The organism is Corynebacterium sp. HMSC074C03 (assembly GCF_001838285.1).
GTDB classification, from domain to species: Bacteria; Actinomycetota; Actinomycetes; order Mycobacteriales; family Mycobacteriaceae; genus Corynebacterium; species Corynebacterium amycolatum.
The window spans coordinates 41,535-54,308 of the sequence record NZ_KV836202.1; the positions used below are offsets into that span (position 1 = coordinate 41,535).

The window sequence follows — 12,774 nt, forward strand, 5'->3', positions numbered from 1 at the left end:
TGACCCGGCGCTAGAGACTGAACAGCTTTGAGCGCATAAAGGGTTCTTTCGCACTTAGATCCAACGCATGGCCGATTTCTTCGTCCCAGTCCAATTCCGCATCCAACTCGATACGGAGTTTCGGATGAATCGGATGTGGAGTCACCACCCGAAACCCGGAGTCAAGAAGGGTTCGCGTACGAATTAAATCACCGGCGTTATGGTTAATCGCCGCCAACGAATCTGAGATACACGGCTTTGGATTTAGCTTTTCTTCGAGTTGCGCCTCGAAATCAGCGATTAGATTCTCCGTACCGTCGTCAGGCGTTGGCGATGACGGCGTGGGTCCCGACATAGAATCCGCTGTGCCACTGCAACCAAACGCCTCTACCGCTGAAATCCCGCGCAGCGCGAGCTTGTGCAGAGCGGTCACAATGAGAACGCGGAGCATGTCATCATCGACCTCTAAAGCGTTGTAATGGAGACTCGTCAGCGCAATCGCATCCGGCGATATTGGCCCGGAAGGCATGGAAAATGTCGTCGGGCAGAAGCGCGGGGGCGCAAAGAGGAGCGTGCCGACGGTCTCCGGCTTCCCATCGATAAGTGATGCCGGCGGCTTTCGCCGTAGCGAATATCCGCACGGCCCCCAGGAAAGGTAGACGGTATTGAGCCATGCTTCCTTCTCCAAGCGCACCTGGGCGGCTAAATCAGAGCTTAGGTCGCTATTTAAGGGACTCTCACTGGCTCCGGTAGGCCGAGTAGGGGGTTGGCTGTCCGGATGCTTTAAATCGCCGTTGAGGGCTTCATTCTCTTCTGGCTTGCGAGGGTCCAAATTAGGTTCGCGCGGCTCAGACGAGAAGTGGGGTAGGGCAGTTGCAGTACGGATATGCTCCATGCCCTGTTCCCAAAACAGGCTTAACATCGTCTCCGGATAGATTCCATCGATGTCGGCCAGCGAAATTTTCTCGATGAATACTTCAGTCACAGTAGCCGGGTTTACTCTTCGTCGAGATGCATCAGTGACATGATGCGATCAAAGTCCTCGAGGTTGCCGAATTCGATGACAATTTTGCCCTTACGCTTGCCCATCTGGGCAGTCACCTTCGTATCAAAAGAATTGGACAGGCGATCAGCCCAATTATGGAGTACCTCCGGCTGCGGAGTGGGCTCGCGGTGCTGCTTCTTTGGTCGCTCGCCTGCATTGAGTAATGTCACTGCTTCTTCGGTCGCACGGACAGATAGTCCTTCAGCAACAATTCGCTCGGCGAGGCGCTGCTGTTCCTCCTTACCTGCCTTGACCCCAAGCAAGGCACGTGCGTGGCCAGCCGACAGAACACCGACCGCTACACGTCGCTGTACCTCCACCGGCAACTGCAAGAGTCGAATCATGTTGGTAATAACGGGCCGTGAGCGACCGATACGATCCGCCAGCTCTGCCTGAGTAACACCAAACTCATCGAGCAGCTGTTGGTACGCAGCGGCCTCTTCGAGTGGATTCAGCTGCACGCGATGGATGTTCTCTAGTAGGGCATCGCGAAGCATGTCCTGGTTTGGAGTATCGCGAACGATGGCGGGAATCGTGTCAATTCCAGCTCGCTGAGAAGCACGCCAGCGACGTTCACCCATGATGATTTCAAACTCGGGTTGCGGCGCGTTCGGATCTTCCTTGCGCGCTGCCTCGAGTGCCGCCGCACGATCATCCTTTGTGATTGGTCGTACGATAATTGGCTGCAATAGACCGAACTCACGAATAGAGTGAGCGAGCTCATCCAGGGGTTCTTCATCGAAGACCTCTCGTGGCTGCTTCGGGTTCGGCGTGATCAGCTTCAAGTCGATCTCGCGATAGGTCGCGCCAAACTCGTTTGCAGCCGAAGCGTCAACATCAGCGACCTTAGCGCTATTGTGGTCCACTACTCCCGACGTCGCTGAGGGCATTGTTTCACGTGAAACATCGCTAGGCTTACCAATGGCCTTATCGTCACTGTGACGGTTCTTCGCCTCATTGGTATGAGGCTCGCTCTGCCCAGATTTTGCAGATTTTCCGGCGTTTCCTCCCTCAGTCAACGAGGTGCCGGATCCCGCCGCGGCTGCCCCCAGTACGTCGGCAACTCCGCTACTTCCAGCCTGCTTCGTCCCCTGGGTACGGCGGGGACCGAAGATAATATCCGCGGCACTCTCACCGACCGACGGGTTAGCCGCCGGAGCAGTTGGAATCAGCGCAGCGATACCGCGACCGAGCCCTCCCTTGCGGTTCTCCTTTTTCTGGTTCGACATCGGTTACTACTCCTAGTGGCTTTAATTTGTCTCAATGGAATTGGACGGGGTAGGGGAGGAAGCTGGCTTTTGCCCAATCGCACTTCCCCCCGGAACTGCTGAATAGTCGCCACGCGTTGCCAATTCCTTTGCAGCATCAAGATAAGCAACTGCGCCCCGAGACCCTGGATCGTAGGAAATTACGGTCTGCGAATATCCCGGCGCCTCCGATACCTTCACGGATCGAGGGATGAGATTACGTAAAACAACCTCGCCGAAGTAATTACGTACCTCATTGGCAACTTCTTCTGACAGCTTGGTGCGGCCATCGAACATAGTGAGCAGCACAGCAGAAATATGCAGCTCCGGATTGAGATGCTGACGAATCATCTGCACGTTATTCATCAGCTGCGTCACACCCTCCAAGGCGTAAAACTCACACTGAATCGGTATCAAAACCTCGTTGGCGGCGGTCATCGAATTCAGCGTCAACAGACCAAGCGAAGGCGGGCAGTCAATAATGAGAAAGTCGAAGCCATTGTCGATCAAGTACTGATCTGGAACTGCATCAAGAAGCCGGCGCTCACGGTTCAGGAGCGAGACCAGCTCAATCTCGGAGCCCGCCAAGTCCAATGTCGCCGGCACACAATAGAGGTTCTCGGATTCAGGGGAACGCTGGATGACATCGTCAATCTGTAGCTCGCCAATGAGAAGCTCATACGTCGAAGGAGTCCCGGAAACATGCTCAATTCCCAGGGCCGTAGAAGCATTTCCCTGCGGATCATTATCGATGACTAGAACCTTGAGACCATGCCGCGCAAGCGCCGAAGCGATGTTGACTGCCGAGGTGGTCTTGCCCACGCCACCCTTCTGGTTGGCGATCGTGATACGACGCGGTCGCTCGGGGCGTGGAAGCGATAAACGGTTCGGGGCTTTAACTTGCGCCGCCCGTTGAGCTGCCGCAGCGATGGGTGTGTCTTGCCAGGACTTCCGGCTCATTAACTATTCCCCTTACAAGCACAGCAATCACCAATCATGGCCACTGGAGTGCGAATTAAAACTTAGTAACTATCTGCAAAAGCGTAATCATCAAGCCCCAACAACCGTTAGACGCCGACGATTGTGGAAATGTTTCACGTGAAACATCCACCTTGGTCGCTAGGACTTCGCCATACCGCGATACTTATCCCACTCTAGCCCGACGGCACTACGCGCCTCAATGCCGAAACCAAAACACGAACGAATCCGCAGTGAAGTAGGGGAGCGGGGCTTACAGCCTACTTCTTCTGAATGATCACGGCGTACGTCGAGGTTCCCAACACGGAACCGCCGACCTCTACGACGCGAGGATTAATTCCCTTCGCCTGAGCAATAAGCTTTGCATCCCGATCGATTTCTTCTTGAGCAGTTCCCCCCTTCAGTGCAACCATCGCGCCCCCGGATTTAACTAAAGGAAGCGACCATCCCGCCAACTTCCCGAGAGGGGCAACAGCGCGGGAGGTGACGACATCCACTTGGCCAATCTCAGTGCGAACCAGTTTCTCCTCAGCACGCCCGCGAACTACCGTTACATTGTCCAGCTCAAGATCTTCCACAACTTCGTTCAAAAAAGTTGTACGGCGCAGCAATGGTTCCACAAGAACCACCTTCAAATCCGGTCGTGCAAGAGCAAGCGGAATGCCGGGCAAGCCCGCCCCCGAACCAATATCCGCAACTACAAGCCCTTTGCCTATCGCTTCTCCAACTACCGCAGAATTGATAATGTGCCGATCCCACAGCTTTGGAGTTTCACGTGGCCCAATCAAACCTCGGACTGTCGCCTCCTCGGCCAACCATGAGTGGTAGCGGTATGCCCGATCGGCATTGTCTCCAAACACGGTATCTATCACCGAACGCAGATCTGCATCGACCATACCTGCGGAGGCTTCTTGCTTATCGACATCTTTCGCGGAGTTACTCAACAGTTCCTCTAACCTTTCCAATGGGGCAGCTGTGCCGTCACTCGTCGAGCTTTTCAACACCCCTAGTGTACGACAGTGCAACAACGATGTTTCACGTGAAACATTGACTGGGGATGGATGCCAAACTCGAGACTCCAGAGAAAACTACAGATCTGTAATAACAGCGCCGTTATTTGCGTGAAAGGGGACTAAGGCAAACAAAAACGGCCCCGCAGCAAATGCGGGGCGTTCTGATTAATTAACTTATGTAGACGAAGCGCAGTGCTACTTCAGCTATTTCTTTTTGCGCTTCCGTTTCTTCCGATTCGCGGGCTTCTGTCCCGGCGCCGGCTTGGAAGCCGGACCCTGCTGTCCCTTCGCCGAATTGCCATCTGGAAGGTGGCTAGAAGCCTTGTTCGCAGTAGAAGCCTCACCAGACTGCGACTGCTGCGAATTCTGCTTTGCCTGGCGCTTGCCGCCCTTCTTCGGGTTGATTGGCTTCTGGCCAACCTTCGGAGCGAGCTTCTCCTGTGCCTCGCGCTTGGCAGCCTTCTTGGCTGCGACAGCTTCCTTCTCTTCCTCATCCAGCTTGCCAAAGATGTAGCGCTGCTGGAAGTAGGTCCACACGTTGTTAGTCACCATGTAGACAAGAAGACCGATGTGCCAGAAAGCACCGGTAACAAGAATCATGATTGGGAAGAACCAAAGCATCATCTTGTTCATCATGTCCATCTGCTGCCCCATAGGGCCTTCTTGGCGCTTCACCAAGCCGGCTTCCTGGCGGGCACGCGTGCGCTCAACAGACATACGAGCGTTGAAGTGCGTTGCCAGTGCCGCGACAACAATCAGCGGGATAGCAACGATCATGATGTCCATGCGGGTGAAGTCTGCAGGCGTACCAGGCACGGTAAAGGCTGCGTATTGATCCTCACCCATTCCAACCGAACTGGACAGTGGAGCATTGAGCACACGAGCCAGGAGGAAGGACCGCACCTCATCTACACCGAAGATGTAGTTAGGCGTATTCCAATTCTGCTCCACCGACATGCCGAGCGCATTGCCCGACGTACCTGTTCGGTTAAACGAACGCAGCACGTGGAAAAGACCGATGAACACAGGCATCTGAACCAGAATCGGCAGACAGCCGCCGAGCGGGTTGACACCCATTTCCTTCTGTAGCTGGCGCATAGCAAGAGCCTGAGCCTGCTGATCATTCTTGTACTTCTCCTTGATCGCCTGCATCTCAGGAGCGAGTTGCTGCATCTTGATGGCAGAACGCTGCTGGTTCAGCATCGGCTTAAACAGGAGGATACGGATGGTGACCACAAGCAAAATAATGGCCAGCACCCACGAGATACCCGAGGAGGGATCGAATAGGAAACCTGAGGCCTTATGCCAGAACCACAGGATGGCCGAAATCGGCCAATACACGAAATTGAGCACGGTCTAAGATCACTCCGTTCTTTAGGGGGCAGCGCACTCGCGCCTTCGTCTACAAAGCCCGGTCAAAGGCTAAGCATTACTAGAGGTTACCTGTGCATTCGCTTTAACCACGAACCCAGGCCGGGGAATGTAGCTGGAACTGGATCCCAGCCGCCCGGATGCCAGGGTGCGCAACGGAAGATACGCAGGAGAGTCAGCCACAGGCCACGAATAGCTCCGAAGCGGCGCACGGCCTCAAGACCATATGCGGAGCACGTCGGTTCAAAACGACATGTGCTCGTTGGCTTCAGATTAGAGATACGGCGGCGGTAGAAGAGAATCGCCCTCTCAGCCACACGTGCACCGGGGGCCTGGGCGAGGGGGCCGTCGTCAAGCGAATTAGCGCCGACGTTCGTATGTAGCGAGTGCCGATTGCACATCGTGGGACAGCTCCTGGCTGGTGGCTGTGGCAGAAGCGGGCAGCGCGCGAACGACAATGTCCATAGTGGACGGGAGATCCTGCGCGGCCGCGGCCATAACATGGCGGAGCTTGCGGGATACAGCGTGACGAGTCACGGCGTTGCCCACAGCTTTAGACACGACAAGACCGACACGCGGACCACCAAACCTGGCAATCTGCGTATCGGTCTTATCTTCACCGCCAGAAGCGGCGGTGTCACGAATATGCAAGACCAAAGTCTTGCGTCCGATTCGGCGTCCACGTCGTACGGTGACCGTGAAGTCACGCGAAGAACGCAGCTTATTGCTCTGAGGGAGCACCGAAATCGGCGTCCTCTTACTTAAGCGGACAGGCGGGCACGGCCCTTGCTGCGGCGTGCTGCCACAACGGCGCGACCGGAACGGGTACGCATACGGGTACGGAAGCCGTGCACGCGTGCACGACGGCGGTTATTCGGCTGGAACGTCCGCTTCGACACGGTTGACACTCCTTGAAACTCAAACGACCACGAGTCCACGCTGAACACACCGCAGTAAATCTCTCGCTTTGAGTGCGAAGCAGCGATGCGTCTGACGCATTCCCGTGATGCACGGAAAAATTACTTACCGACAGAATGAAAGCTACAAGCGTTCTGTCGGGTCCAAGCACGAGCTCGGACTCATATCTCAATGGATATGAAACACCCAGATAGGTTACGTCGAATCGAGGGAGAAATTCAAATCAACACGCCGGATTTACCTGGAGAATCATTTTCCAAGTTTTCCAACGGTACCGATGTTGACCTGTGGAAATACTGACCTATGCACCGCAATCCACAGGGTGTTCATCCAATCAGCTGTGGATAACTTCCACACCATGAATCACAGCGAGCAGGGGAAATAACGCGTTTACCTAGGTAAACGCAGACTAGGGGGCTATTTTTCATTGTGAGCAGACTGTGGATAAACTGTTAGTCAATTAGCGACGATGTTTATCCACAGGTGTGGACAAACATGTGGAAGTCCTGCTCGGGGCGTATAGCACCTTGTGTAGAAACACCCCACAGGGCGAATTACAAGAAATAGCCCCCAAATGGGCAGCTATGGCACTCTCGCCATGCCAAAAACACTCCACAAAAACAGGTCGCCTCGATAAATTTGATGAACGTAAACATGTAAAAGGACATTCACACAGTGAGCGAACAACCAGAATTGCCAGGTGGACTCTGGGAGCAGGTCGTTTCTATCCTGACTTCACCAGAAGGTGCGCCGGAGTTGGGTATTGCACCACTACGCCCGCCACACAAGGCACTGCTGCGGTCAGTGACGCACACTGGTGACTTTCCAGGTTTTTTCCTGCTCAGCACTCAATCGCCAGTGGTACAGGCGCTGGTAAAAGAAGAGCTCAAGGGCATTATCGAAGCCGTCTTAGCTTCGCTGACCGGCGAGGAGTTGGAAACGGTCATCACCGTTGCTGATCCTGCTGACGACGCTGAAGATAGCCAGGCGGCGGAGGCCACTCAACCATCTGCACAGCACTCGGGACAGACCCCATCTGCAGCTTCGCGTCCGCAGCAGGCTCAGCGTCAACAGCCAAACCAGCAGCAGCACCAGCAGCAGTCTGGCCGTAACTACCCGTTCCCCAGTGCAGATACGAACGACTTCAATCTCCACGAGCAGCACCAGGGATCGACACAGATGCCACAAGTGCCGCAGACGCATCAGCCAAATGTCCATAATCAGCAAAGTGCCCAGTCACAGCACCGATCGATGGACGCCGTGGATTCAATGGCGCAGGGGCTTTCGCACTCATCTGCCGAGAATCCGATGACTATTGCTGATCAGCGCCAGGTCACAAGTCCTTTCCGCTCCGAGAGCCACGGCACTCCAACCGAGATGAGCATGCCTTTCGAGGAGCCCACCCTCAACCCGAACTACACCTTCGAGACCTTCGTTATTGGTCCGCAGAATAAGTTCGCCGCTGCAGCCGCCGTCGCTGTTGCGGAGTCTCCGGGGCGCACCTACAACCCGCTGTTTATCTCCGGCGGTTCGGGTCTTGGCAAGACGCACCTGCTCCACGGCATTGGTCACTACGCCAAGCATTTGTACCCTAACCTGCGGGTTCGTTACGTTTCCTCGGAAGAGTTCACCAACGACTTCATTAATTCCGTGCGTGACGACGCCCAGGAATCCTTCAAGCGTCGCTACCGCGATTTGGACATGCTCATCATCGATGACATCCAGTTCTTGGAGGGCAAGGAAGGTACACAGGAAGAGTTCTTCCATACGTTCAATGCCCTGCACCAGTCCAATCACCAGATTGTGCTGTCGTCGGACCGCCCACCGCGGGAGCTTAAGACTCTGGAGGATCGCCTTCGTACCCGCTTCCAGTGGGGGCTCAATCCGGATCTGCAATACCCGGACTTGGAGACGCGAATCGCAATTCTGTCGAAGAAGGCACAGCTGTCTGATCTGGTCGTTCCGCATGATGTACTCCAGTACATCGCGGAGAACACCTCGTCTTCTATTCGTGAGCTCGAGGGGCGTCTACTGCAGATTAGCGCTCACGCGTCCATGATTCATGAGCCTGTGACCTTGAAGTTTGCACAGGAGATCCTCGGTGCCGACGAAATCGAGGTGCAGATTACTCCGGAGATCATCATCTCCACCACGGCTGAATACTTCGACCTAACGGTTGCAGATTTGGTGGGCCCGGGTAAGACTCGCCCGGTCGCTCATGCACGCCAGATTGCGATGTACCTGACGAGGTCCTTCACTGAGCTTTCGTTGCCGTCGATTGGCCGAGAGTTCGGAAATCGTGACCATTCGACGGTTTTGCACGCTGAACGCAAGATTGTTAAGGAAATTCAGGAGAAGAAGCCCTCAAAGGACCAGGTCAACGACCTGACCACACGCATTCGAGATCGAGCTCGTGGAACGGCTTAAAAACCTTGGGTTCGGCGTGCGGAATTCTTGTTATTAACTGCGGTTTTTCCGTGCACAGAGCTGTGGACAACTCGTAAATTTTGTGGATGAAAGATGAAGCCCGAACACTATCCACAGACACCCCAAGTTATCCACAGTTAGACGCACTGGTTATCCACAGCGCGAAACCAGCGAAGACCAGCGGGAATCATGTAATTTCACAATGTGCACACCCCCTATTACTACTCCCGACTTTAAAAATCTCTAGAAACTTCTAGATAAAAGGGGGCCTGCGCACAACCCCGAGCAAACAACCTCTGGCGCACAACTTTAAAAATGCCAAGAACGAGTAAGAACTACGATTAAGCACTAGACGGACTACAAGAATCCCAGTGAGGTCTTTGGCAGTCTGCAGTAGAGTTGTACGATGGAATCTTTGTAACTCCAGTCATGTGTGCTGACATAGCGCGCTGACAACACAAAAGACGGCTAATAAACGGCTAAAAACAGACATCCAATACCGGTGGAGGAACGATGGAGCAGACCGAAGTCCGTATTCGCGCGGCTAAGGACGATCTCGCGGGTGCGGTGAGCTGGGTTGCTCGTAACCTGCCTGCACGCCCGACTCAGCCGATTCTGCGAGGCATGGTTTTTCTCGCGGATGACAATGGTTTGCAGCTCGCTGGCTATGACTACGAGGTCTCCACTCAGATCCGTATTAGCGCAGAGGTCGATGAGCCCGGTCGCTTCGCCGTCAATGGCAAGTTGGTTTCTGACATTGTTTCTAAGCTGCCGAATAAGCAGGTAGAGATGCACTTTGATGGCACGAAGGTCATCGTTCGTTGTGGTTCTTCCCGCTTCGAGCTGCCAAGTCTGACCTTGGAGGATTACCCGCAGCTACCGGAAGCTCCGGCTGCTACCGGCACCGTCGATGCAGCTCTGCTGGCCGAGGCTATTGGTCAGGTCGCTGTCGCTGCCGGCAAGGATGAGTCGCTGCCGATGCTGACTGGCATCCGGATGGAAACCGAAGGTAACGAGGTCACTCTCGCTGCCACCGACCGTTTCCGCCTGGCGGTTCGCAGTTTCGAGTGGGAGCAGATCCCGGAGGGTGAGACCAAGCTGCTCATCCCGGCCAAGACCTTCGCGGAGACCGCCCGCACTCTCGATACCACTTCGAGCGAGCCAGTGACCTTGGCATTCGGCGACGGATCCGATGATCGTGAGGTCGGCTCCGAAGGCTTGCTGGCTATCCTCGCAGATCCTCGTCGCACTACCACGCGACTGCTGGACGCCGAGTTCCCGAAGTTCCGTCCGCTGCTACCGAAGCAGCATTCCTCCATGGCTGTTGCCCGTGTTGACCAGCTGCAGGATGCCATCCGTCGTGTGTCTCTGATGGCGGATCACGGTGCGCAGATTCGCATGGACTTCTCCGACGGTCAGGTTGTCCTTTCCGCTCATGGAGACGAGGTTGGTCACGCAGAAGAGACTGTGGCCTGCAACTTCTATGGTGAACCACTTCTGATTGCCTTCAACCCGCAGTACCTGCTCGAGGGGCTCAGCGCTGTTCGCTCCCATCGTGTTCTGCTGGGCTTTACGCAGCCATCGCGTCCTGCGATTCTCATTCCGGAGCCGGAAGCCATTCCGGAGCTCGGTGAGGACGGCTTTTACCCAACGCCGGAGACCGACTTCACTTACCTGCTGATGCCTGTGCGCCTGCCGGGCTAGTCTGCGGCTATGCACATTCGGTATTTGTCCTTGCGGGACTTCCGCTCCTGGCCGGAGTTGGAAGTCGAGTTCACGCCTGGAATTACCGTATTTACCGGGCAAAATGGCTACGGCAAGACCAATATCGTCGAGGCCGTTGGGTATCTCTCCACGCTCGGTTCGCATCGAGTTTCTATGGATGCTCCGCTGGTTCGTTCGGGGACCCCGTCGGCACGCATTTCGGCGACGGCGGTCAATGATGGCCGCGAGCTAACTGCGCATCTGCTCATCAATCCGCATCGCGCGAATCAGGCGCAGATTAATCGCACGAGGCTGAAGTCCCCGCGGGAGTTGCTGGGGATCGTCAAGTCGGTATTTTTCTCGCCCGAGGATCTCACGCTGGTTAAAGGCGAGCCCGCTTCCCGTCGCCGCTACATCGACGATTTGCTCGCTTTACGACGGCCACTGTCCGCCGGTATCCGCATTCAATATGACAAGATTTTGCGTCAGAAGAATGCGCTGCTGAAGTCGGCGGGCTCGACGCTGCGCCGTGGCTATTCTTCTTCGGAGGGGCAGGCCGCACTGAGCACGCTGGATACCTGGGATGCGCAATTGGCGCAGGTGGGAGCGGCGTTAATGGCTGCGCGCATGGATTTGATTGCCGAGCTTTCCGAACATGTCAGCGAGGCCTATGCCACGCTTGCCCCGCACTCGCGCCCAGCCACGATTGCCTATGCGCCGAAGGTCGACAGCCTGGATGGCGGGCCATTGCCCAGCGAACCGGAGCTGCTGGAGGCATTGCTGCTGACGAAGATGGCGGAGCGCCGCACCGCGGAGATTGAGCGCGGTTCCTGTCTCGTTGGTCCGCATCGCGATGATCTCGACCTCATTCTCGGCAATGACCCCGCCAAGGGCTTCGCTAGCCACGGCGAGACCTGGTCTTTTGCACTCGCGCTGCGCCTCGGCGCATACTTTTTGCTCCGTGCCGATGGACCCGACCCGGTTTTGGTGCTTGACGACGTGTTTGCGGAGCTCGACCGGCATCGTCGGGAAGCTCTCATGGAGATCGCGCAGCAGGCTGAGCAGGTGTTAATCACCTCGGCGGTGGGAGAGGAGTTACCGCAGGCATTGGTCGAGGATTCCTCGGTGACTCATCACACGGTGACGGTGGCACAGACTGAGCAGGGGCGAATCTCGTTGTTGGATGAAAACCCAGTCGCGGAAGAGTGACGGGTATGGTCGAGAACATGGAGCCGGATAACTCACCGGAAGAGGAAAACGACCTGATCAGCGACGCTTTCTTCCGCATGCGCGATGCCGCTAAGGAGGGCGGTCACAAGTTACCGAATCTCCAGCGCCCACCGAAGAAGAAGGGCTCGTGGTCTGGCCTCGATAGCCGTGTGCCTGTGAAGGCCGCGGAGGGGATTGTTGCGGACGTCGATAAGCAGCGGGCAGCGCAAGCAGTTGTGCGAGATCGTGCCGGTACGGTAATTTCGCCGAGCCTGTTGAAGGAGGCGGGGATTCGGCTGTACCGGAAATATGACCGTCGACCTGCGCCGATTGGTGCGGTGCTGAATAAAGCAGTAGTTGATCGCGGTTGGCAGATCCATATTGCCCACGGTGTGATCATGACGGAGTGGGATTCGATGGTCGGCAAAGTTGTCGCGGAACACTCCCAGGTCAAGGAGTTCAAGGACGGCACTTTGGTGGTCGAGTGCCAATCGACAGCATGGGCAACACAGCTGCGGCTAGCGCAGCGACAGGTTTTGAAGTCGATTGCGGAACGCGTCGGCGATGGGGTGGTTGAGGAAATTAAGGTGCTGGGGCCGAAAGCGCCGAATTGGCGCAAGGGCAAATTGCACATCGAGGGCCGAGGACCGCGTGATACTTACGGGTAAAGGTCGGTAAACGGTCTACGAATAGGCGTCGGTATGCGTAAAACTGCGAAATTTGGTCCTTTGAGCGCATCGGCTATATCCACAGTAGGGGACTACGTTGGGGTAAGATGGGCAGGAGAATACCGGCAGGCGGTTCTTGAGACGTTCTCGGCATCCAAACTAGCCAGACCTATCTAGTAGTCCTATGTAGTTCTGGCTGGCGCCGATAGCGCTTG

Annotated in this window: 12 protein-coding genes; 4 read left to right on the top strand and 8 right to left on the bottom strand. The window is 55.7% G+C overall.

What is annotated here, in order from left to right; translation table 11 throughout:
* Window positions 1-10: 10 nt before the first annotated feature.
* The 8 genes from HMPREF2847_RS03515 to rpmH all read right to left on the bottom strand — a co-directional run bounded on the left by HMPREF2847_RS03515 (window position 11) and on the right by rpmH (window position 6,532).
* Window positions 11-964 (bottom strand): hypothetical protein, encoded by a 954-nt coding sequence (locus tag HMPREF2847_RS03515; protein ID WP_070851550.1) that lies wholly within the window; start codon window positions 962-964, stop codon window positions 11-13.
* Between the two features lie 11 nt (window positions 965-975).
* Window positions 976-2,253, bottom strand: a complete 1,278-nt coding sequence (locus tag HMPREF2847_RS03520; protein ID WP_070851551.1) for a ParB/RepB/Spo0J family partition protein — start codon at window positions 2,251-2,253, stop codon at window positions 976-978.
* 21 nt (window positions 2,254-2,274) lie between these two features.
* Entirely contained in the window at window positions 2,275-3,231 is a 957-nt protein-coding gene (locus HMPREF2847_RS03525; protein ID WP_070851552.1) for a ParA family protein, read from the bottom strand.
* 278 nt (window positions 3,232-3,509) lie between these two features.
* Window positions 3,510-4,145: a 16S rRNA (guanine(527)-N(7))-methyltransferase RsmG gene (gene rsmG / locus HMPREF2847_RS03530; RefSeq protein WP_070851628.1), complete on the bottom strand. Its 636-nt coding sequence runs from the start codon at window positions 4,143-4,145 to the stop codon at window positions 3,510-3,512.
* Between the two features lie 321 nt (window positions 4,146-4,466).
* Window positions 4,467-5,615: a membrane protein insertase YidC gene (yidC, locus tag HMPREF2847_RS03535; protein WP_070851553.1), complete on the bottom strand. Its 1,149-nt coding sequence runs from the start codon at window positions 5,613-5,615 to the stop codon at window positions 4,467-4,469.
* A gap of 86 nt (window positions 5,616-5,701) precedes the next feature.
* Window positions 5,702-6,034: a membrane protein insertion efficiency factor YidD gene (yidD, locus tag HMPREF2847_RS11215; RefSeq protein WP_080972909.1), complete on the bottom strand. Its 333-nt coding sequence runs from the start codon at window positions 6,032-6,034 to the stop codon at window positions 5,702-5,704.
* A complete protein-coding gene (gene rnpA, locus HMPREF2847_RS03540) occupies window positions 5,994-6,374 on the bottom strand; it encodes a ribonuclease P protein component (RefSeq protein WP_005511651.1) in 381 nt (126 codons plus the stop codon). The genes yidD and rnpA overlap by 41 nt, the downstream gene beginning before the upstream one ends.
* A 20-nt stretch (window positions 6,375-6,394) precedes the next feature.
* Entirely contained in the window at window positions 6,395-6,532 is a 138-nt protein-coding gene (rpmH, locus tag HMPREF2847_RS03545; protein WP_005511646.1) for a 50S ribosomal protein L34, read from the bottom strand.
* A 694-nt stretch (window positions 6,533-7,226) separates the two neighbouring features.
* Here rpmH and dnaA point away from each other — a divergent pair.
* The 4 genes from dnaA (at window position 7,227) to HMPREF2847_RS03565 (ending at window position 12,559) form a co-directional block, all read left to right on the top strand.
* Complete coding sequence (gene dnaA / locus HMPREF2847_RS03550) at window positions 7,227-8,978, top strand: chromosomal replication initiator protein DnaA (RefSeq protein WP_070851554.1); 1,752 nt, start codon at window positions 7,227-7,229, stop codon at window positions 8,976-8,978.
* 513 nt (window positions 8,979-9,491) lie between these two features.
* On the top strand, window positions 9,492-10,682 hold the full coding sequence (dnaN, locus tag HMPREF2847_RS03555; protein WP_070851555.1) for a DNA polymerase III subunit beta: 1,191 nt from the start codon (window positions 9,492-9,494) through the stop codon (window positions 10,680-10,682).
* 9 nt (window positions 10,683-10,691) lie between these two features.
* A complete protein-coding gene (gene recF, locus HMPREF2847_RS03560) occupies window positions 10,692-11,891 on the top strand; it encodes a DNA replication/repair protein RecF (RefSeq protein WP_070851556.1) in 1,200 nt (399 codons plus the stop codon).
* Window positions 11,892-11,896: 5 nt separating this feature from the next.
* Window positions 11,897-12,559: a DciA family protein gene (locus HMPREF2847_RS03565; RefSeq protein ID WP_005511606.1), complete on the top strand. Its 663-nt coding sequence runs from the start codon at window positions 11,897-11,899 to the stop codon at window positions 12,557-12,559.
* The last annotated feature ends 215 nt before the right edge of the window (window positions 12,560-12,774 follow it).

Coding starts and splice junctions, on each gene's coding strand:
- HMPREF2847_RS03565 (WP_005511606.1), top strand. CDS start 11,897: ATGGTCGAGAACATGGAGCCGGATAACTCACCGGAAGAGGAAAACGAC.
- rsmG (WP_070851628.1), bottom strand. CDS start 4,145: ATGGTCGATGCAGATCTGCGTTCGGTGATAGATACCGTGTTTGGAGAC.
- recF (WP_070851556.1), top strand. CDS start 10,692: ATGCACATTCGGTATTTGTCCTTGCGGGACTTCCGCTCCTGGCCGGAG.
- yidD (WP_080972909.1), bottom strand. CDS start 6,034: ATGTGCAATCGGCACTCGCTACATACGAACGTCGGCGCTAATTCGCTT.
- HMPREF2847_RS03520 (WP_070851551.1), bottom strand. CDS start 2,253: ATGTCGAACCAGAAAAAGGAGAACCGCAAGGGAGGGCTCGGTCGCGGT.
- dnaN (WP_070851555.1), top strand. CDS start 9,492: ATGGAGCAGACCGAAGTCCGTATTCGCGCGGCTAAGGACGATCTCGCG.
- HMPREF2847_RS03525 (WP_070851552.1), bottom strand. CDS start 3,231: ATGAGCCGGAAGTCCTGGCAAGACACACCCATCGCTGCGGCAGCTCAA.